The organism is Micromonospora terminaliae (assembly GCF_009671205.1).
In the GTDB taxonomy this organism is placed as follows: Bacteria; Actinomycetota; Actinomycetes; order Mycobacteriales; family Micromonosporaceae; genus Micromonospora; species Micromonospora terminaliae.
In genome coordinates, this window is the sequence record NZ_CP045309.1 from 1,544,582 (window position 1) to 1,563,290 (window position 18,709).

The window sequence follows — 18,709 nt, forward strand, 5'->3', positions numbered from 1 at the left end:
CGCGCCGCGGGCCTCCGCGCGTCCGCGCCCGGCGCCGCCGCGCGCCGCCACACCGGACGCCCCCGGGCCGCCGCGCCACCATCCCGCGTGACGGCGACTACGCTCGACGTGACGGGGGACCGGGACGGGCGAGCGGAGCGGGCAGGTCGATGAGCGTTAGACGGATCATGGGCACCGAGGTCGAGTACGGCATCTCCGTGCCGGGCCAGGCCGGGGCCAACCCGATGGTCACCTCCTCCCAGGTGGTCAACGCCTACGGGGCACGACCGGAACTCAACCGGGGCGGCCGGGCGCGCTGGGACTACGAGGAGGAGTCGCCGCTGCGCGACGCCCGCGGCTTCACCTACTCCGGGGCGGCCTACGACCCGGCCGAGGCGCTCGCCGACGAGGACCTCGGGCTGGCCAACGTCATACTCACCAACGGCGCACGGCTCTACGTCGACCACGCGCACCCCGAATACTCCACGCCCGAGGTGACCAACCCCCTCGACGTGGTGCGCTGGGACAAGGCCGGTGAACGGGTGATGGCCGAGGCGTCCAGGCGGGCCGCCACCATCCCGGGCACCCACCCGATCCACCTCTACAAGAACAACACCGACAACAAGGGCGCCAGCTACGGCGCCCACGAGAACTACCTGATGCGGCGGCAGACCCCGTTCGCCGACATCGTGGCGTACCTGACGCCGTTCTTCGTCACCCGGCAGATCGTCTGCGGCGCCGGCCGGGTCGGCATCGGCCAGGACGGCGGCCAGAGCGGCTTCCAGATCTCCCAGCGCGCCGACTTCTTCGAGGTCGAGGTGGGGCTGGAGACCACCCTGAAGCGGCCCATCATCAACACCCGCGACGAGCCGCACGCGGACGCCGACAAGTACCGCCGGCTGCACGTCATCATCGGCGACGCCAACCTGTCCGAGATCTCCACGTACCTGAAGGTCGGCACCACGGCGCTGATCCTCACCATGATCGAGGAGAAGGCGCTCGGCCCCGACCTGGGCATCGCCGACCCGGTCAGCGAGCTGCGCGCGGTCAGCCACGACCCGGGGCTCAAGCACCTCATGCGGCTGCGCGACGGCCGGAAGCTGACCGCGCTGGACGTGCAGTGGGCGTACCTGGAGCGGGTCCGGTCCTTCGTGGACGACCGCTACGGCAGCGACGCCGACGCGCAGACCACCGACGTGCTCGACCGCTGGGAGAGCGTGCTGGACCGGCTCGGCCGCGACGCCTTCCTCTGCGCCGACGAGCTGGACTGGGTGGCCAAGCTGCGGCTGCTGGAGGGCTACCGGGAGCGGGAGAAGCTCGGCTGGGGCTCACACAAGCTCCAGCTGGTCGACCTGCAGTACTCGGACGTGCGGCCCGAGAAGGGCCTCTACCACCGGCTGGTGCAGCGGGGCTCGATGAAGACCCTGCTGACCGACGAGCAGACCCGCTCGGCCATGACCGAGCCGCCGGAGGACACCCGGGCCTACTTCCGCGGCCGCTGCCTCGCCCAGTACGCCTCCGAGGTCGTCGCCGCGAGCTGGGACTCGGTCATCTTCGACGTGGGCCGGGAGTCGCTGGTCCGGGTGCCGATGATGGAGCCGGAGCGGGGCACCCGCGCCCACGTGGGGCAGCTGTTCGACCGCTGCGAGAGCGCCAAGGACCTGCTGGAGATGCTGACCGGCGGCTGAGCCGCATGCCGGAAAGCCCGTCCCGTGCCGGAACCCGGCGCGCGACGGGCTTTTCGTCGTCGGCGCGAGGTAAGTTGATCGCAGGCGATCGTGGAGGAGGCACACCATGGCGACCCAAGAAGGCGGGCAGACCCAGTCCGGCAAGTCCCACGAGGAGGTCGAGGAGGTCACCGCGCAGGCCAACCCCGAGGTTGCCGAGCGGCACGCCGAGATCACCGAGGACGTCGACGACCTGCTCGACGAAATCGACTCCGTCCTGGAGGAGAACGCAGAAGAGTTCGTGAGGGGGTACGTCCAGAAAGGGGGTCAATGAGGCTTATGTCCGATTTGCCGGAGGCGTCGGACAAGCCCTGCCCCCAGTGCGGCCGGTCGCTGCCCACATCGGCGTTCCACCGCAACCGGCGACGTGCGGACGGCTTGGCGTTCTACTGTAAAACCTGTGCGGCGGCCCGCTCCGAGGCGAGCCGCCGCAAGCGCGGGATCGAGCCGCAAAGGAAGGCCGCCGTGCCGGTGACGGACGGGCTGAAGTGGTGTCCTGACCGCGAGCAGATCAAACCGGTCGAGGACTTCCCTCGCACCACTAACGCGAGTGGACGGCACAGCTATTGCAAGCCCTGCCACAACGCCCGCGGCAGGGAGACGGCTCAGCGATTCTACGGCGGCACCCGTGAATACCACCTGCGGAGGCGCTACGGCGTGGGGGAAGAGGAGTTTCAGGACCTTCTCGCTGAGCAGGGCGGCGTGTGCGCGATCTGCGGCGGCGAAGATCCGCAACACCTGGACCACGATCATCGCACCGGATGGGTGCGCGGGATACTCTGCTTCAACTGCAACGGTGGTCTTGGTCAGTTCAAGGACAGCCCCGAGAGTCTGGCCAGGGCGATCACGTACCTGAGAGGAACCACGTGGCAGCGGGTTTTGATCCATCCGGGCGTCTTCCAGATGTGTTCACCAACGCGGGGACGTCCTCCTTCACCGCGTTCCTGAGCAAGGTGGCTCCTGAAATGCTGCCCGGCCGTCGGCCGCTGCCGCCGGGCATGGCCGCCGACATGGCGCCGCACGCGACGACCATCGTGGCCATCTCGGCCAGCGGTGGTGTGGTCATGGCCGGCGACCGGCGCGCCACGATGGGCAACCTGATCGCCCAGCGGGACATCGAGAAGGTGCACCCGGCCGACGCGTACTCGCTGGTCGGCATCGCCGGCACCGCGGGCATCGGCATCGAGCTGATGCGACTGTTCCAGGTGGAGCTGGAGCACTACGAGAAGATCGAGGGCGCCATGCTCTCGCTCGACGGCAAGGCCAACCGGCTGGCCTCGATGATCCGGGGCAACCTGGGCGCCGCCATGCAGGGCCTCGCCGTGATCCCGCTCTTCGCCGGCTTCGACCTGGCCGCCGCCGACCCGGCTCGGGCCGGGCGGATCTTCAGCTTCGACGTGACGGGCGGCCCCTACGAGGAGACCGGCTACGACGCGATCGGCTCCGGTTCGCTGTTCGCCAAGTCGGCGCTGAAGAAGCGGTTCCGGGCGGGCCTGTCGATCGACGACGCGACCCGGCTGGCCGTCGAGGCGCTCTACGACGCGGCCGACGATGACACCGCGACCGGTGGCCCGGACCTGACCCGCCGGATCTACCCGGTGGTGATGACCGCGACGGCCGAGGGCACGCACCGGCTCACCGACGCCGAGACGGCGGCGATCGCCGAGGGCGTGGTGTCCGGCCGGATGGAGAACCCGGGCGGCTGACCCCGCTCCCACCTGAGTCAGCAGTCCGCAGCACAACGCCCGAAGGAGAACCGCCGCCGTGGCCATGCAGTTCTACGCCTCGCCCGAGCAGATCATGCGCGACCGCTCCGAGCTGGCCCGCAAGGGCATCGCCCGGGGCCGCAGCGCGGTGGTCCTGAGCTACGAGGGCGGGGTGCTCTTCGTCGCGGAGAACCTGTCCAGCACCCTGCACAAGGTCAGTGAGATCTACGACCGGATCGGCTTCGCCGCGGTGGGCCGGTACAACGAGTTCGAGAACCTGCGCCGGGCCGGGGTGCGGATGGCCGACCTGAACGGCCTGAGCTACGACCGGCGGGACGTGACCGGGCTCGGCCTGGCGAACGCGTTCGCGCAGACCCTCGGCGCGATCTTCACGGAGCAGTCGAAGCCGTTCGAGGTGGAGATCTGCGTGGCCGAGGTGGGCGCCACGCCCGAGGACGACGCGCTCTACCGGCTGACCTACGACGGGTCGGTCAACGACGAGCCGGGCCGGATGGCGATGGGCGGTCAGGCCGAGGCGATCACCGGGGTGCTGAAGAACGAGCACCGGCCGGAGATGTCGCTTTCGGAGGCGGTCCGGGCCGCGGTGAAGGCGCTCAGCAGCGTCGGCGGCGAGGGCGGGGCGGCCCGCACGATCGCGGCGAACCAGCTGGAGGTGGCGGTCCTGGACCGGCGCCGGGTGGGGCGGACGTTCCGGCGGATCACCGGGGCGGCCCTGACCGCGCTGCTGGACGGCGACGCGGGTGCGGACGCGGCGCCGGCGCCGGGGCGGGCGAAGACCCCGACGGTGCCGACCGAGGAGGCGAAGAAGCCGACGACGTCGGCGGGCTCGGCGGACCTGGAGGGCCAGTCGCAGGAGGAGCAGCCCGGCGACTGACACCGGCGTGGTGGCGGTATCGCCGCGGGCTGGAAGCCGCCACTCGCCGACCTGGAGTCGATCACCGGCTCAGCGGTGCGGCTTCAGCGGCGTCCACCAGGCGCGGTTGGCCCGGTACCAGTCGACCGTGGCGGCCAGCCCGGCGTCGAGGTCGACCGTCGGGTGCCAGCCCAGCTCACGGCGGGTGGTGGTGGTGTCGAGGGCGTACCGGCGGTCGTGGCCCTTGCGGTCGGCGACCGGCCGGACGCGTTCCCAGCCGGCGCCGCAGGCGGCGAGCAGCCGGCCGGTGAGGTCCCGGTTGGTGAGTTCGTCGCCGCTGCCCAGGTGGTAGATGCCGCCGGCCCGGCCGCGGGTCTGCGCGAGCGCGACGCCGTGGCAGTGGTCGTCGACGTGCAGCCAGTCCCGGACGTTGCCGCCGTCGCCGTAGAGGGGCACGTCGTGCCCGTCGAGCAGGTTGGTGACGAACAGCGGGATGATCTTCTCGGGGTACTGGTAGGGCCCGTAGGTGTTGGCGCCGCGGGTGACCACGACGTCGAGGCCGTGGGTGCGGTGGTAGGCCAGGGCGAGCAGGTCCGCCGCGGCCTTGCTGGCCGAGTACGGGGAACTGGGGTCGAGGGCGGTCTGCTCGGTCCAGGCGCCGGTGGCGATGGAGCCGTACACCTCGTCGGTGGAGACCTGGACGAAGCGGCGCACGCCGTGGCGTAGGGCCGCGTCGAGCAGGATCTGGGTGCCGACCACGTTGGTGGTGACGAAGTCGGCGGCGGCGGCGATGGAGCGGTCCACGTGCGACTCGGCGGCGAAGTGCACGATGGTGTCGTGACCGGCGACGGTGGCGTCGACCAGGGCGGCGTCGCGGATGTCGCCGCGGACGATTCGCAGCCGCGGGTCGGCGCGGACCGGGTCGAGGGCGCCGTCGGTGGCGGCGTAGGTCCAGGCGTCGAGCACGGTGACGGCGCCGGGGGAGAGGTCCGGCTCGGCGCCGGTGAGCAGCCGCCGGACGTACGCCGACCCGATGAAGCCGGCGCCGCCGGTGACGAGGATTCTCACGGCTGGGACCGTACCCGGCGGTGGGATCCGCGGACGCGGGGAATGCCCGGCCCGGTACGGATGAGACCACCGGGTTGAGCGCTGCCCATCCGGGGCTCCGGGCGGCTAATGTCACATCATGGAGCGGCGAATCTTCGGCCTCGAAACCGAGTACGGCGTCACCTGCACCTATCGCGGGCAACGCCGACTGTCCCCCGACGAGGTCGCGCGGTACCTGTTCCGGCGGGTGGTGTCGTGGGGCCGGTCGAGCAACGTGTTCCTGCGCAACGGAGCCCGCCTCTATCTGGACGTGGGCTCGCACCCGGAGTACGCGACGCCGGAGTGCGACTCGGTGACCGACCTGGTGGCCCACGACCGGGCGGGGGAGCGGATCCTGGAGGGGCTGCTCGTCGACGCGGAGAAGCGGCTGCACGACGAGGGCATCGCGGGTGAGATCTACCTGTTCAAGAACAACACCGACTCGGCCGGCAACTCGTACGGCTGCCACGAGAACTACCTGGTGTCCCGGCACGGCGAGTTCGGCCGCCTGGCCGACGTGCTGATCCCGTTCCTGGTCACCCGTCAGTTGATCTGCGGGGCGGGCAAGGTCCTCCAGACGCCGCGCGGAGCGGTCTACTGCCTGTCGCAGCGGGCCGAGCACATCTGGGAGGGCGTCTCCTCGGCGACCACCCGCAGCCGGCCGATCATCAACACGCGGGACGAGCCGCACGCCGACGCCGAGCGCTACCGGCGGCTGCACGTGATCGTCGGCGACTCGAACATGAACGAGGTCACGACGCTGCTGAAGGTCGGGACCGCCGACATCGTGCTGCGGATGATCGAGGCCGGTGTGGTGATGCGGGACCTCACGCTGGAGAACCCGATCCGGGCGATCCGCGAGGTGTCCCACGACATCACCGGCCGGCGGAAGGTGCGGCTGGCCTCCGGCAAGGAGGTCTCGGCGCTGGAGATCCAGCAGGAATACCTGGCGAAGGCGACGGAGTTCGTCGAGCGCCGGGGTGGGGACCAGACCGCGAAGCGGGTGGTGGAGCTCTGGGGCCGCGTGCTGCGGGCCGTGGAGACCGGTGACCTGGACCCGGTGGCCCGCGAGATCGACTGGGTGACGAAGCTGCGGCTGATCGAGCGCTACCAGCGCAAGCACGACCTGCCGCTGTCGCACCCCCGGGTCGCGCAGATGGACCTGGCCTACCACGACCTGCGGCGCGGCCGGGGCCTCTACGGGCTGCTGGAACGGCGCGGCGAGGTCGACCGGGTGGCCACCGACCCGGAGATCTTCGAGGCGAAGGAGACCCCGCCGCAGACCACCCGGGCGCGGCTGCGCGGCGAGTTCATCCGGCACGCCCAGGAGAAGCGGCGGGACTTCACCGTGGACTGGGTGCACCTCAAGCTGAACGACCAGGCCCAGCGCACGGTGCTGTGCAAGGACCCGTTCCGGGCGTACGACGAGCGGGTGGAACGGCTCATCGCGAGCATGTGACCCGGGTTCGGCGGCCGGTGCCGGGGCGCCGGCCGCCGCACCCACGGGTACGCTGGCGTCGCGATGAACACTTCCGAACCTGCCGGCCGCCCCGGCCGCGACACGCCCGCCGGCCGTGACGGCGGCACCGAGAAGCTCAACTGGATCGACCGGCGCCGGGAGAAGATCCGCGCCGAGATCGAGCGCAACCGCCGCGGCGAGTTCACGGTGCCGACCTGGGTGCTGGCGGCGGCGCTGGTGCTGATCGTGGGCGCCTGGCTGGCGCTGATCTTCCTGGCCGGCTGAGGCGCCAGTCGCCGAGCCGGGGCCTTGACGCCTCGCCGCGCACCATGCTCGGGTATGGCCCACGGGTGAACCGGCGGATGTCGCCGCGTGCTCCCGGCCGACGACGAGGGAGCGTGACGTCATCGCACACATCGACCTCGGCCTGGACGAGCAGGCCCACCCCGGCATCAACGGGCTGGCCCGCTACCGCCCCGAGACCGGCGCGCTGCTCCAGGACCTCGCCGACGCACTGCTGCACGCCCCGCATCCCACGCTGAGCCAGGGGGAGCGGGAACTCATCGCCGCGTACGTGTCGGATCTGAACGCCTGCACGTTCTGCTGCGAGTCGCACTCCGCGTTCGCGGCCGCCCAGCTACCGGCGGGGATGCCGCTGGTGCGGCAGGTCCGCGAGGACCTGGACGCGGCGCCGGTTGAGGCGAAGCTACGGGCCCTGCTCCGGATCGCCGGGGCGGTGCAGCGCAGCGGCCGGGAGGTCACCACCGAGCTGGTGGAGGCCGCCCGCGTCGAGGGCGCCACCGACCTGGAGATCCACGACGCGGTGCTGATCGCCGCCGCCTTCTGCATGTTCAACCGCTACGTCGACGGGCTGGGCACGGTGGCACCGGCCGACCCGGCGGGCTACACCCGGGCCGCCGAGCATATCGTCGCGCACGGTTACGCGACGCGCTGACCGGCCTCAGCCGAGGAGGCGGGCCGCGTGCCGGCCGGCGGCGGCCGCGGCCAGGAAGTAGGCGTGGTCGCCGTCGAGGTCGCGCCCCATCGTCGACAGGCCGACCGGGCTGGCCCGCAGCGCCGCGTCCAGGCCGTCGGTGGGCACCGTGACGATCCGGTGCCGCGCGGCGAGCGGGGCCAGCGCGGCGGCCACCTCGGCGGCGAGAGCCGGGTCCAGGCCGTCCGGCACGACCAGCTCCGCGGGGGCCAGGGCCACCCGGCCGTACGCGGTGAGGCTGTGGTGGGAGACGCCACGGTGCCGGGGGCGCGGGTCGGCGTCGGAGAGGCGCAGCGAGCCGACCGGGCGTCCGCCCAGCGTGGCGACCGCGTTGACCGCCTCGCCGACGGCCACTCCGGAGAAGCCCCAGCGGGTGCCGGTGCCGAGGTTGCCGGGGCCCTGGGCGACGATCGCGACGTCGGCGCCGAGCACGTGCCGCGCGGCGAGCAGGCCGCTGTGCAGGGTGCTCGCCTCCAGGTCGCCGCCGAACGCCTGGCCGACGCTGACCGTGCCGGCGAGGTGCCCGGCGAGCCCGGCGAGGGTGCGGGAGAACCAGGCCGGCAGCGCCCCGCCGTCGGTGAGCAGGTAGGCCACCCGGGCGTCCGGGGCGTCGGCGTGGACGCCGGCCAGGATCGCCGGCAGCGCGGAATGCAGGTCGGCGGTGACCACCGGCATGCCGTCGACGGATTCGGCGGCGGCCAGCCGCGCGTGGTGCGGGGAGGCCTCCTCGTCCACCCCGAGCAGGATCGGCTGCAGCGGGGTGTAGCGGGCCTTGACGAGGTGCCCGGCGTCGCGGGTGTCGGTGGCCTGCGGCGGGTCGGCGGGGAGCCGGTCGGGCAGGGCGACGACGAGGGCGTACCCGCCGGTGCCGAGGCCCATGAGCAGGGCGCCGGCGTTGAGGAGCACCCGGTCGCCGGGCTCCGGGTCGCCGACCAGCCCGGGGTAGGCCAGGGCGCGCATCCGGCCGCCGCCGGGCAGGTCGACGTCGAGTTCCACGGCGCCGGCCCACCGTCGCCGTACCGCCGTGACCGTGCCGGACCGCCATCGCACCATGCCCGGCACGCTATCGGCCGCCGCCGGGCCGGGGTGTGGCCGGGTCGGCCGGGCCGCCGGTCAGGGCACCCCGCCGGGCTCCTGGTCCACGGCCCGCTCGTCCTCGTCCTGGGTGGTGCGGGCCCGGTGCCCGTCGCTGCCGCGCCTCGAGCGGGTGGGGTCGAGGAAGACGTACCCGATCTCCGGGTACCGGTCGGTGAGCCGTCGCTCGGCCTCATCGGCGGCGGCCTCGATGTCGGCGCCCGTGGCGTCGTCGTGGAAGTCGACCTTGGCGGCGACCAGGATCTCCTCGGGGCCGAGGAACATGGTCATGAGGGTGTCGACCCGGTTCACGGTGGGCAGCCCGGCCAGCTCCTGCTCGATCCGGCGGTGCACGCGGTCGGACACCGCCCGGCCGACCAGCAGCGAGATGTTGCTGCGCGCCAGGATGCCGGCGACGATCAGGAGCAGCACGCCGATGAGGATCGAGGCGACGCCGTCGTAGACCTCGTCGCCGGTGAGGTGCGACAGCGTGAGCCCGCCCGCGGCGAGCAGCAGGCCGATGAGGGCGGCGCTGTCCTCCAGGAAGACCGCCTTGACCGTGGTGTCGGCGGTCAGCCGCAGGTAGCGGTGCGGGCTGGCCCGCCAGCGGCGCGACTCCCTGCGGACCTGCCGGACCGCCCGGGCCAGCGACACCGACTCGATGGCGAACGAGATGGCCAGGACGATGTAGGAGGCCAGGTAGTCGCCGGTGTGCTCGTGCACGAGGATGGTGGTCACGCCGTGGGTGATGGCGAAGCCGGCGCCGACCACGAACGTGAACAGGGCCGCGAGGAACGCCCAGACGTAGCTCTCCTTGCCGTACCCGAAGGGGTGCCGGGTGTCGGCGGGCCGCGCCCCGCGGCGCAGCGCCAGGTAGAGCAGGACCTCGGTGGTGGTGTCGGCCACCGAGTGGGCGGCCTCGGAGAGCATCGCCGCGGAGCCGGAGAGCAGGCCCGCGACCAGCTTGGCGATCGCGATGGCGAGGTTCGCGGCGCCGGCCACCACGACGGTGCCGACGCTCTCGCTCTTGATTTCCGGCTCCGCCATGCGCTCACCCTATGGCCGCCGTCGGCCCCCCGCGCGGCGAGCGGCGCGGGGGCCGGGCGGTGTGGTGCGGATCGCCTCGGCGGCGGGACTCGCGCGCGCCGCGCCCGCGCGGGTGCGCGCTGCGGACGTGCGGGCTGCTAGCGTTTCCCACGTGTCGCGGACCCGTACCGAACGCCTGGTCAACCTGGTGATCTGCCTGCTGTCCACGCGACGGTTCCTGACCGCCGCGCAGATCGCCGCGACCGTGCCCGGCTACGAGCACGATCCGGACGACGCCAAGGACCACGAGGCGTTCCAGCGCAAGTTCGAGCGGGACAAGGCCGAGCTGCGGGAACTCGGGGTGCCGCTGGAGACCGGCACGGCCAGCGTCTTCGACGCCGAGCCGGGCTACCGGATCGCGCCCCGGGAATACGCCCTGCCCGACATCCCCCTCGAACCGGACGAGGCCGCCGCCGTGGGCATCGCGGCGCGGCTGTGGCAGCACGCCGGCCTGGCCGCCGCCGCCTCGTCGGGGCTGGCCAAGCTGCGCGCCGCCGGCATCGACGTGGACCCGCAGGCCACGCTGGGCCTGGAGCCGATGGTCACGGTCGACCCGGCGTTCGCCCCGCTGACCGCCGCCGCGCGCGACCGGCGCGAGGTCAACTTCGACTATCGGGTGCCCGACCGGGACGCCCCGACCCGGCGCCGGCTACAGCCGTGGGGCGTGGTCTGCTGGCGCGGCCGCTGGTACGTGGTCGGCCACGACCTGGACCGGGCGGCGACCCGCTGCTTCCGGCTCTCCCGAGTGGTGGGCGCGGTCCGGGTGACCGGCCGGCCGGAGGCCTACGAGCCGCCCGCCGGGGTGGACCTGATCAGTCACGTGGCCCGCTGGTCCGGGCCGGTGGAGCGCACCGGGCGGGCCACCGTGCTGGTCGCACCCGGCCGCGCCGCGGGCCTGCGCCGCTGGGCGGTGGAGACCCAGGCCGGGCCGGACGGCGACCACCTGGTCCTGCCCTACGCCGACGCCGACTACCTGGCCGGCCAGATCGTCGGCTACGGCCCGGACGTGCGGGTGCTGGAGCCGCCGGAGGTCCGTGAGGCGGTCATCCAGCGGCTGAAGGAGATCGCGGCCCGCCACGACGACCTGGCCGTGGCCGGGGGTGCCCGGTGACCCGCCCGGCGGCCCGTGGTGGCCGCGCCTCGGCGGACCGGCTCGCCCGGCTGCTCAACCTGGTGCCCTACCTGCTGGCCCGCCCCGGCATCGAGATCGCCGAGGCGGCGCACGACCTCGGGGTGACCGAGAAGCAGCTCCGCGAGGACCTGGAGCTGCTCTGGGTGTGCGGGCTGCCCGGTTACGGCCCGGGTGACCTGATCGACATGGCGTTCGACGGTGACCGGGTGACGATCACCTACGACGCCGGCATCGACCGCCCGCTGCGGCTCACCCCGGACGAGGCGCTGGCCCTGGTGGTGGCCCTGCGGATGCTCGCCGAGACGCCCGGCGTGGCCAACCGGGAGGCGGTCGAGCGGGCCCTCGCCAAGATCGAGAGCGCGGCCGGTGACCTGGCCGGCGCCCCGGTCGAGGTGCGGCTGCCCGGCGACACGGCCCGGGTCCGTGAGCTGCGCGCCGCCGTGGAGCGTGGCCGGGCGCTGCGGATCACCTACTACACGGCGGCCCGTGACGAGACGACCGAGCGCACCATCGACCCGCTGCGGATGCTGATGGTGGGCGGCCGGGCCTACGTGGAGGCGTGGTGCCGCCGGGCCGAGGCCGTCCGGCTGTTCCGGGCCGACCGGATCGACGCGGTCACCGAGCTGGCGGAGCAGGCCGTGGTGCCGCCGCAGGCCCGCCCGCACGACCTCAGCGACGGGGTGTTCCGCCCCTCGCCGGACCTGCCGCTGATCACGTTGCGGATCGGCCGGGGGGAGCGGTGGATCACCGAGTACTACCCGTGCGAGCGGGTCGAGGCCGACGGCGAGCAGTGGCTGGTGTCGCTGCGGGTCACCGACCTGGGCTGGGCCCGCCGGTTCGTGCTCGGGCTCGGGCCCGACGTGACGGTGGTCGCGCCGACCGAGCTGGCCGAGCAGGTGCGGGCCCAGGCGGCCGCCGCGCTCGACGCGTACGCCATTCCGGTCGACCGCGCCGACCCGGCGGTGGCCGGCGCCACCCAGTAGGCTGACCGCCGTGGTGACGTGGATCGTGCTCGGGGTCGTGCTGTTCGCGCTGATCGTGCTGGCCCTCGCGGTCCGGCCGGTGCTGGCGCGTCTGCCCCGGCTGCGCCGGGCGGCGCTGGCCCTCCAGCGGCGCGCTACCGAGGCGGAGTCCCTGCGGTCCGCCGCCGAGGAACTCCAGGCGCGGGCCGAGTCGCTCCAGGAGCGGGCGACCGTCGCGCAGGAGCGGATCGCGTTGATCAAGGCCAGCCGCGGGAAGTGATCGACGGCGGTCGGTCCGCTGTTCGGTAGCTGCGCGTTCGCGGGCGGATCCGCGCACGATTGCGCCCCCGCGGGTGGTTGACGGGACACTCCGGGTTGGCCGAGACTTCACCGACCAGGCCCGCAACCGGGGGCCCGGCAGGGTGGCAACCGCCTTCGACGCACGTACGATGGGCTCCGACCACCCTCACCGACACAGAGCGACTGGAGCTTCCCATGGGTGCCCTCAAGCCGTGGCACATCGCCGTACTCGTGGTCGTGCTGATCCTGCTCTTCGGCGCGAAGCGGCTCCCCGACGCGGCCCGCTCGCTGGGCCGTTCGCTGCGGATCATCAAGGCCGAGACCAAGAGCCTGCACGACGACGACCGTGACCTGGCCGAGAAGGCCGACGCGCAGTCCGGCTACCAGCCGCTCCCGCCGCAGCAGCAGCAGTTCGCGCAGCCGCAGCAGCAGCCGGTCGCCCCGCCGGTCGACCCGGTGCAGCGCGTCCGCGAGAACTGACCCGAGAGGGCCCCACCATCGTGGCCTTCGGGTTGAAGAAGCGCGGCCCGAGCACGTTCGAGCGGGCCGCCGACGGCTCGATGACCCTCATCGAGCACGTCCGTGAGCTGCGTAACCGGCTGTTCCGGGCGTCGCTGGCGATCCTGGTCGGCTTCGGCTTCGGCGTCTGGCTCTCCGGGCCGGTGCTGCACCTCCTGCAGAAGCCGTACTGCGACCTGCCGAAGGCGCGGCTCGTCAACGGCACCTGCAACTTCGTCCAGCTCGGTCCGGCCGACCTGTTCCTGTTGCAGATGAAGGTCGCCCTCTGGGTCGGCCTGATCATCGCGGCGCCGATCTGGCTCTACCAGCTCTGGGCGTTCATCGCGCCGGGCCTGCACCGGCACGAGCGGCGCTACGCCTACTTCTTCACCGCCCTGGCCGCGCCGCTGTTCGCGGCCGGTGCGGTGCTGGCGTTCTTCGTCACCTCCAAGGGCCTGGAGTTCCTGCTCAACGTGTCGGGTGGCGGCGACGTCACCACGACGCTGGACATCACCCGCTACATCGGCTTCGTCACGAACCTGATCCTGCTGTTCGGGGTGGCGTTCGAGTTCCCGCTGATCGTGCTGATGCTCAACTTCGTCGGGCTGGCCAGCGCCAAGCGGCTGCTGGGCTGGTGGCGGGTGGCGATCTTCGTGTTCTTCGCGTTCTCCGCGGTGGTCACGCCGACGCCCGACCCGTTCGGCATGACGGCGCTGGCGATCTGCCTCGCCGCGCTCTACTTCGGCGCGGTCGGGGTGGCCTTCATCAACGACCGGCGGCGGGGGCGGGGACGCGAGGTCTACGCCGACCTGGCCGACGACGAGGTGTCGCCGCTGGACCTGTCCGTCGAGCCGGTCGGTGCCGCGGGCGGGGTCGAGGCCGCCACTCCGGTCGGGGCACCCGAACCGATCGCCGCGCCGGCGCCGATCGAGCGCCGCTACGACGACATGACCTGACCGGTTCCGCCCGAGCACGACCCGGACGCCGTCCCCGCCGCAGGGGGCGGCGTTCGTGCGTGCGGTGGCCGGAACACGGCGAGCGGGGTTCCGGGACACCGTGGGGCCCGGTGGCTCGGCATACTGGCGACCATGATCGACAACGACCGGGCGGGCCGTACCGACCTGCCCTCGGCGCTGCGCTTCCTCACCGAACTGGTCGCCTGGGTCGCCGCCCCCTGGGCCCTCGCTCCGCACTCCGTGGTGCTGGCGGTCGCCTCGGTGGTGTTGCTGATCGGCCTGCCCACCGTCTTCGCCACCCCCGGCGACAAGCGGCACGCGATCGTGCCGGTGCCCGGGCTGGTCACCGTCGCGCTGGTGCTGCTGCAACTGGTCGCCGCGGTGCTCGGGGCCTGGGCGGCCTGGCCGCGGCCGGTCGCGGTGACGGTCACCCTGCTGGCGGCGGCCACCCTGCTGACCGAGCTGCCCCGCTGGCGCCGGCTCGCCCCGCTCGGTCGCGACGGCCGTCCGGCCCGCCGCACGAGCTGACCGGCCGGGATCAGGCCACCCGGCGGATCGCGCCCTCCGGCGGGGCGGGCACGGCGTCGGGGTGCAGGATCGCCGCGATCGCCTCGGTGCCGTCGACCAGGCGCGGGCCGGCCCGCACGACCAGCCCGTCTGCGTCGAGCGCCCAGATCTCGGCGCCGGGGAAGTGCCCGGCCACCTCGGCGGCCTGGGCGGCGGCCCCGTCCAGGTGGAAGCCGCACGGCGCGACCAGCACCACCTCGGGCCGGGCGGCCCGCAGCGCCGCCCAGGTGGTCGGCGTGGACCGGGCCCCGGGACTGGTCGCCACCGGCTCGCCGCCCGCGGCCTCGACGAGGTCGGGGATCCAGTGCCCGGCGCCGAACGGGGGGTCCACCCACTCCACGACGGCGACCCGCCGCCGGGGCCGGCCGGCCACCGCCGCGCGGACCGCCGCGAGCCGCGCCCGCAGCCCGTCCACCAGGGCCTCCGCCCGGTCCGGCACCCGGGCCGCCGCGCCCACGGCCAGGATCGTGCCCAGCACGTCCGCCAGGGTGTACGGGTCGAGCGACAGCACCTCCGCCCGGCAGCCGAGGTGCTCCACGGCGTCCGCCACCCGGCCCGACGGCAGGGCGCAGACCCGGCACAGGTCCTGGGTGAGGATCAGGTCCGGATCGAGCCCGGCGAGCGCCCCGGCGTGCAGGGTGTAGAGGTCCGCGCCGGCGGCGAGCTGGCCCTTGACGTAGGCGTCGATCTCGCCCGGGCTCATGCCCTGGGTGTCCCGGCCGCCCACCACGACGGTGGTGCCGGACCGGTACGCGGGCGGCACCGCGCACTCGAAGGTGACCCCGACCAGGTCGTCGCCGAGCCCCAGGGCGTAGGCGATCTCGGTGGCGGCGGGGAGCAGCGAGACGAGGCGCATGCCGTCATCCTGCCGGTCGCCGCAGTTCCCCCGATCCCCGGGTCCGGGCCGGGGCGCGGCGTTAGTCTGGGGCGGCGCCCGAGGCGGTGCGGACGCGTCCGTCGTGGCGGCCCGCCGAGCATCGGTGCCGGCGGCGCGACGTCCCTCTTCCGGGAGGCGGTGCGGTGTCCGATCCGATCGAGGCGTTCTTCGGGCAGCTCGCCCGGCAGCCGCCGGGGCGGCTGCTGCGCCGCACCGCCGGCACGATCCGGTTCGAGCTGGAGGGGCCTGACGGGCTCGACGTCTGGCACCTGACCATCGAGCACGGGCGGATCGCCGTGGACCGCCGGGCGCGGCACGCCGACACGGTGATCCGCACCCGGCGCGACTTCTTCCTCCGGATGTGCCGGGGTGAGGCCAAGCCGCTCCCCGCCTGGCTGCGCAACGAGTTCACCGCCGAGGGGCACTTCCGGTTCGTGGTGTTGCTGGAGCGGCTCTTCGCGGCGCCGTCCGGGGCACGGCATCCACGAGCCCTCACCGGGGACCCCGGGTGAACCCGAACCTGGTCCGCGTGCTGGACGGCAACGTCTTCGTGCTCAGCGACGACAACGGCGACATCGAGGCGACCACGGCCAACCCGGTCGGCTTCTTCGACTTCGACACCCGGTTCCTGTCGGTCTGGCGCCTCACCCTGAACGGGGACCGCCTGAGTGTGCTCTCCACCGCCGAGCGCGACCACCTCCACCTGCGCTTCTTCCTGGTCCCGGGCGCACCGACGCACTACGTGGACGCCAAGTCGTCGGTGATCCGGGAGCGGACGATCAACGGGGGTGTGTTCGAGGAGCGCCTCACAGTGTTCAACCACCATCACGCGCCGGAGGATTTCACCGTCCGGCTCGACGTGGACAGCGACTTCGCGCCGATCCTTGGCGTCAGCGTCGACCGCTCGCCGCCGGGACGGCTCTACCGCCGCAGCGAGGAGCGCGGGCTGCGCCTCGGCTACCAGCGGGAGAGGTTCCAGCGGGAGACGATGGTGACCAGCAGCGAACCGGTGCGGGTGGACGGGCGGGCTCTCACCTGGACCGTGCGGCTGGACCCCAAGGAGGCCTGGACGGTGGAGCTGCGGGTCCGGTCGCTCGTGCTGTGCCCGGACGGCGTGGACGCCCGGGACCGGTTGGAGCGGCGGCCCCGGGCCCGCCTCCACGAGCGGCAGGACGACCTGGCCGGGTGGATGTCCCGGGCACCGCAGCTCAGTTGCGACTGGGAGGCGCTGACCGACGTCTACCGGCGCAGCCTGGTGGACCTGGCGGCGCTGCGCTACTCGCCGCTGACGCTGCCCGACCAGGTGATGCCCGCCGCCGGGCTGCCCTGGGCGGCCACCATCACGGGCCGGGACAGCATCCTGACCAGCTTCATGGCGCTGCCGGTCGCCCCGGAACTGGCGTCGGCGACGGTGCGGATGCTCGGCATCGACCAGGGCGCGGTGCTCGACGACTTCCGCGACGAGGAGCCCGGCAAGATCCTCCGCGAGTTCCGGTACGGGGAGATGGTGGCCTTCGAGGAACGCCCGGAGTCCCCGTACTACGGCAGCGCCGACGCCACCCCGCTCTACGTGATGCTGCTCGACGAGTACGAGCGGTGGACCGGCGACGCCGACCTGGTGCGGGAGTTCGAGGACGAGGCCCGGGCGGCCCTGCGGTGGATCGACGAGTACGGCGACCTGCTCGGCGACGGCTACGTCCGCTACCGGCGGCGCAACGAGCGCTCGGGGGTGGCGAACCAGGGCTGGAAGGACTCGCCGGAGGCGATCTGCCACGCCGACGGGCGGCTGCCCGGCCCGCCGCTGGCCACCTGCGAGCTCCAGGGGTACGCGTACGACGCGAAGCTGCGCGGCGCGCGGATGGCGCGGGAGTTCTGGGGCGACCCGGCGTACGCCGACCGGCTGGAGCGGGAGGCCGCGGTGCTGCGCGAACGCTTCGACCGGGACTTCTGGATCGGCGACCGGGGCTACTACGCGCTCGCCCTGGACGGCGACGGCCGGCAGGTCGACGCGCTGGCGTCCAACATGGGCCATCTGCTGTGGAGTGGCATCGTCCCGCCGGAGCGGGCCGCGCAGGTGGCCGGCCACCTGGTCGGGCCCCGGCTCTTCTCCGGCTGGGGGATCCGCACCCTGGGCACCGGACAGGAGCGGTACAACCCGCTCGGCCACCACGTCGGTGCGGTGTGGCCGTTCGACAACGCGCTGATCACCTGGGGCCTGCGCCGGTACGGCTTCGCCGAGGAGGCGGGCCGGGTCGCCGAGGCCATCGTGGACGTGTCCCGGTACTTCCAGGGCCGGCTGCCCGAGGCGTTCGCCGGCTACCCGCGCGAGCTGACCGGGTATCCGGTGCGCTATCCGACGGCGAACAATCCGCAGGCGATGGCGACGGCCGCCCCGTTCCTGCTGCTGCGCGCCCTGCTCGGCCTGGAGGCGGCCGGCGAGCACCTGCTGATGGCGCCACGGGTACCGCCCCGGTTCGGGCGCGTGGAACTGCTCGACGTGCCGGGCCGGTGGGGCCGGCGGGACGTGATCGGCAGCGGGCTGGCCCACGTCGACCGCTGACCCGCGTCACGCCGCGCGGCCGGTGCCGCCGGCCGCGCCAACCGTTGCCCTTGCCAGGACGTCGGGAGTGCTTAGACTCTGCTGACTCCGCCGAAGTCCCCCCGGGCGGTGCACCGGGGTGACTGTCGGCGTCCGTCCTGGTCAGCACGCTGACCTCCGCCTCGGAGAGCCGATGAAGAGCCGTACCGCCGCCGTCGTGGTCGCGATCTGCGCCACCGCCGCCCTCACCGCCTGCGGTGACGACGACCCCACCCCGGAGGGCACTCAGGTCCCGGTGACCGCCACCGACACCAGTTGCGAGGTCGCCACCACCCTCTTCACTCCGGGCGCGGTCACCTTCGCGGTCACCAACCGGGGGCAGCAGGCCACCGGCGTCTACCTGTACGGCCGTACCCGGAAGGGGTTCACCAAGGTGGTCGCCGAGACGGCGGAGGTCGCACCGGGGAAGACCGGCGACCTGAGTGCCACCCTCGCCACCGGCCTGTACGAGGTCGCCTGCAAGCCCGGCCGGCAGGGCGACGGCGTGCGGTCCCGGATCACGGTCTCCGACGACGGCACCGTGGCCAGCGCCGCGGCCGAGACGGCGTACGACCGGGAGGTCGCCGTCGAGCTGACCGGGGCCGGGATCACCGGCGCGGACGGGCTGATCGCCGAGCCCGGTGAGAAGATCCAGTTCAAGGTGACCAACAAGACCACCGGCGCCGGGACGCTGGAGGTGCTCAACCCGGACCGCAAGCGGGCCGCGGAGGTCAAGGTGGCGGCGAACGGGACGGCCGTGGCGGTCGTGACGTTCGTCGACGTCGGCGGGTGGACCCTGAAGGTCAAGGGCGACGGCGTGCACCCGGCGACCAAGCCGCTCGTGGTGCGCTGAC

Annotated in this window: 21 protein-coding genes; 17 read left to right on the forward strand and 4 right to left on the reverse strand. The window is 73.3% G+C overall.

Features of this window, described 5'->3' with window-relative positions:
- Positions 1–149: 149 nt before the first annotated feature.
- The 5 genes from dop (at position 150) to prcA (ending at position 4,307) form a co-directional block, all read left to right on the forward strand.
- Positions 150–1,667, forward strand: coding sequence for a depupylase/deamidase Dop (gene dop, locus GCE86_RS06985; RefSeq protein ID WP_154226170.1), 1,518 nt, complete (start codon positions 150–152; stop codon positions 1,665–1,667).
- A 106-nt stretch (positions 1,668–1,773) separates the two neighbouring features.
- Complete coding sequence (locus tag GCE86_RS06990) at positions 1,774–1,980, forward strand: ubiquitin-like protein Pup (protein WP_073836803.1); 207 nt, start codon at positions 1,774–1,776, stop codon at positions 1,978–1,980.
- Between the two features lie 5 nt (positions 1,981–1,985).
- Positions 1,986–2,654, forward strand: a complete 669-nt coding sequence (locus GCE86_RS06995) for an endonuclease VII domain-containing protein (protein ID WP_154226171.1) — start codon at positions 1,986–1,988, stop codon at positions 2,652–2,654.
- On the forward strand, positions 2,573–3,412 hold the full coding sequence (gene prcB / locus GCE86_RS07000) for a proteasome subunit beta (RefSeq protein WP_208818080.1): 840 nt from the start codon (positions 2,573–2,575) through the stop codon (positions 3,410–3,412). The genes GCE86_RS06995 and prcB overlap by 82 nt, the downstream gene beginning before the upstream one ends.
- Before the next feature lie 58 nt (positions 3,413–3,470).
- Positions 3,471–4,307, forward strand: coding sequence for a proteasome subunit alpha (gene prcA / locus GCE86_RS07005; protein WP_154226173.1), 837 nt, complete (start codon positions 3,471–3,473; stop codon positions 4,305–4,307).
- A gap of 69 nt (positions 4,308–4,376) precedes the next feature.
- Here prcA and rfbB read toward each other — a convergent pair whose 3' ends face one another.
- On the reverse strand, positions 4,377–5,354 hold the full coding sequence (rfbB, locus tag GCE86_RS07010; RefSeq protein ID WP_154226174.1) for a dTDP-glucose 4,6-dehydratase: 978 nt from the start codon (positions 5,352–5,354) through the stop codon (positions 4,377–4,379).
- A 118-nt stretch (positions 5,355–5,472) separates the two neighbouring features.
- Here rfbB and pafA point away from each other — a divergent pair, with 118 nt between their 5' ends.
- From pafA to GCE86_RS07025, 3 genes are all read left to right on the forward strand, one after another.
- Complete coding sequence (pafA, locus tag GCE86_RS07015) at positions 5,473–6,831, forward strand: Pup--protein ligase (protein ID WP_091265859.1); 1,359 nt, start codon at positions 5,473–5,475, stop codon at positions 6,829–6,831.
- A 63-nt stretch (positions 6,832–6,894) separates the two neighbouring features.
- Positions 6,895–7,116 carry a hypothetical protein gene (locus GCE86_RS07020; RefSeq protein WP_154226175.1) on the forward strand — a complete coding sequence of 74 codons (222 nt, stop codon included), beginning with the start codon at positions 6,895–6,897 and terminating at the stop codon, positions 7,114–7,116.
- Between the two features lie 289 nt (positions 7,117–7,405).
- Positions 7,406–7,786: a carboxymuconolactone decarboxylase family protein gene (locus tag GCE86_RS07025; protein WP_239542996.1), complete on the forward strand. Its 381-nt coding sequence runs from the start codon at positions 7,406–7,408 to the stop codon at positions 7,784–7,786.
- Between the two features lie 6 nt (positions 7,787–7,792).
- Here GCE86_RS07025 and GCE86_RS07030 read toward each other — a convergent pair whose 3' ends face one another.
- Positions 7,793–8,878 carry a DUF3866 family protein gene (locus GCE86_RS07030; protein ID WP_154226177.1) on the reverse strand — a complete coding sequence of 362 codons (1,086 nt, stop codon included), beginning with the start codon at positions 8,876–8,878 and terminating at the stop codon, positions 7,793–7,795.
- Positions 8,879–8,938: 60 nt separating this feature from the next.
- Entirely contained in the window at positions 8,939–9,946 is a 1,008-nt protein-coding gene (locus GCE86_RS07035; RefSeq protein WP_154226178.1) for a cation diffusion facilitator family transporter, read from the reverse strand.
- Positions 9,947–10,097: 151 nt separating this feature from the next.
- On the opposite strand from GCE86_RS07035, the gene GCE86_RS07040 reads away from it, so the two are divergent.
- The 6 genes from GCE86_RS07040 (at position 10,098) to GCE86_RS07065 (ending at position 14,361) form a co-directional block, all read left to right on the forward strand.
- Entirely contained in the window at positions 10,098–11,096 is a 999-nt protein-coding gene (locus tag GCE86_RS07040; RefSeq protein WP_154226179.1) for a helix-turn-helix transcriptional regulator, read from the forward strand.
- On the forward strand, positions 11,093–12,100 hold the full coding sequence (locus GCE86_RS07045) for a helix-turn-helix transcriptional regulator (protein WP_154226180.1): 1,008 nt from the start codon (positions 11,093–11,095) through the stop codon (positions 12,098–12,100). Before GCE86_RS07040 ends, GCE86_RS07045 begins: the two co-directional genes overlap by 4 nt.
- A 10-nt stretch (positions 12,101–12,110) precedes the next feature.
- On the forward strand, positions 12,111–12,359 hold the full coding sequence (locus tag GCE86_RS07050; protein ID WP_154226181.1) for a hypothetical protein: 249 nt from the start codon (positions 12,111–12,113) through the stop codon (positions 12,357–12,359).
- A 215-nt stretch (positions 12,360–12,574) separates the two neighbouring features.
- Positions 12,575–12,859: a Sec-independent protein translocase subunit TatA gene (gene tatA, locus GCE86_RS07055; protein WP_091308730.1), complete on the forward strand. Its 285-nt coding sequence runs from the start codon at positions 12,575–12,577 to the stop codon at positions 12,857–12,859.
- Between the two features lie 20 nt (positions 12,860–12,879).
- On the forward strand, positions 12,880–13,833 hold the full coding sequence (gene tatC, locus GCE86_RS07060; protein ID WP_154226182.1) for a twin-arginine translocase subunit TatC: 954 nt from the start codon (positions 12,880–12,882) through the stop codon (positions 13,831–13,833).
- Between the two features lie 132 nt (positions 13,834–13,965).
- Positions 13,966–14,361, forward strand: a complete 396-nt coding sequence (locus GCE86_RS07065; RefSeq protein WP_154226183.1) for a hypothetical protein — start codon at positions 13,966–13,968, stop codon at positions 14,359–14,361.
- A 10-nt stretch (positions 14,362–14,371) separates the two neighbouring features.
- On the opposite strand, the gene GCE86_RS07070 is transcribed toward GCE86_RS07065, so the two are convergent.
- A complete protein-coding gene (locus GCE86_RS07070) occupies positions 14,372–15,256 on the reverse strand; it encodes an ABC transporter substrate-binding protein (RefSeq protein WP_154226184.1) in 885 nt (294 codons plus the stop codon).
- Between the two features lie 164 nt (positions 15,257–15,420).
- Between GCE86_RS07070 and GCE86_RS07075 the strand changes: the two genes are divergently transcribed.
- From GCE86_RS07075 to GCE86_RS07085, 3 genes are all read left to right on the forward strand, one after another.
- Positions 15,421–15,789 carry an SCP2 sterol-binding domain-containing protein gene (locus tag GCE86_RS07075; protein WP_163636870.1) on the forward strand — a complete coding sequence of 123 codons (369 nt, stop codon included), beginning with the start codon at positions 15,421–15,423 and terminating at the stop codon, positions 15,787–15,789.
- A complete protein-coding gene (locus GCE86_RS07080) occupies positions 15,786–17,837 on the forward strand; it encodes an amylo-alpha-1,6-glucosidase (protein WP_154226186.1) in 2,052 nt (683 codons plus the stop codon). Before GCE86_RS07075 ends, GCE86_RS07080 begins: the two co-directional genes overlap by 4 nt.
- 172 nt (positions 17,838–18,009) lie before the next feature.
- Positions 18,010–18,708 carry a hypothetical protein gene (locus GCE86_RS07085; RefSeq protein ID WP_154226187.1) on the forward strand — a complete coding sequence of 233 codons (699 nt, stop codon included), beginning with the start codon at positions 18,010–18,012 and terminating at the stop codon, positions 18,706–18,708.
- Position 18,709: the final 1 nt, after the last annotated feature.

Excerpts from the sequence above, each read along its gene's own strand:
- GCE86_RS07020 (WP_154226175.1), top strand. The coding sequence starts at position 6,895 with ATGAACACTTCCGAACCTGCCGGCCGCCCCGGCCGCGACACGCCCGCC.
- GCE86_RS07030 (WP_154226177.1), bottom strand. The coding sequence starts at position 8,878 with ATGGTGCGATGGCGGTCCGGCACGGTCACGGCGGTACGGCGACGGTGG.
- GCE86_RS07070 (WP_154226184.1), bottom strand. The coding sequence starts at position 15,256 with ATGCGCCTCGTCTCGCTGCTCCCCGCCGCCACCGAGATCGCCTACGCC.
- GCE86_RS06995 (WP_154226171.1), top strand. The coding sequence starts at position 1,986 with ATGTCCGATTTGCCGGAGGCGTCGGACAAGCCCTGCCCCCAGTGCGGC.
- GCE86_RS06990 (WP_073836803.1), top strand. The coding sequence starts at position 1,774 with ATGGCGACCCAAGAAGGCGGGCAGACCCAGTCCGGCAAGTCCCACGAG.
- GCE86_RS07065 (WP_154226183.1), top strand. The coding sequence starts at position 13,966 with ATGATCGACAACGACCGGGCGGGCCGTACCGACCTGCCCTCGGCGCTG.
- tatA (WP_091308730.1), top strand. The coding sequence starts at position 12,575 with ATGGGTGCCCTCAAGCCGTGGCACATCGCCGTACTCGTGGTCGTGCTG.
- GCE86_RS07085 (WP_154226187.1), top strand. The coding sequence starts at position 18,010 with ATGAAGAGCCGTACCGCCGCCGTCGTGGTCGCGATCTGCGCCACCGCC.
- GCE86_RS07035 (WP_154226178.1), bottom strand. The coding sequence starts at position 9,946 with ATGGCGGAGCCGGAAATCAAGAGCGAGAGCGTCGGCACCGTCGTGGTG.
- dop (WP_154226170.1), top strand. The coding sequence starts at position 150 with ATGAGCGTTAGACGGATCATGGGCACCGAGGTCGAGTACGGCATCTCC.
- pafA (WP_091265859.1), top strand. The coding sequence starts at position 5,473 with ATGGAGCGGCGAATCTTCGGCCTCGAAACCGAGTACGGCGTCACCTGC.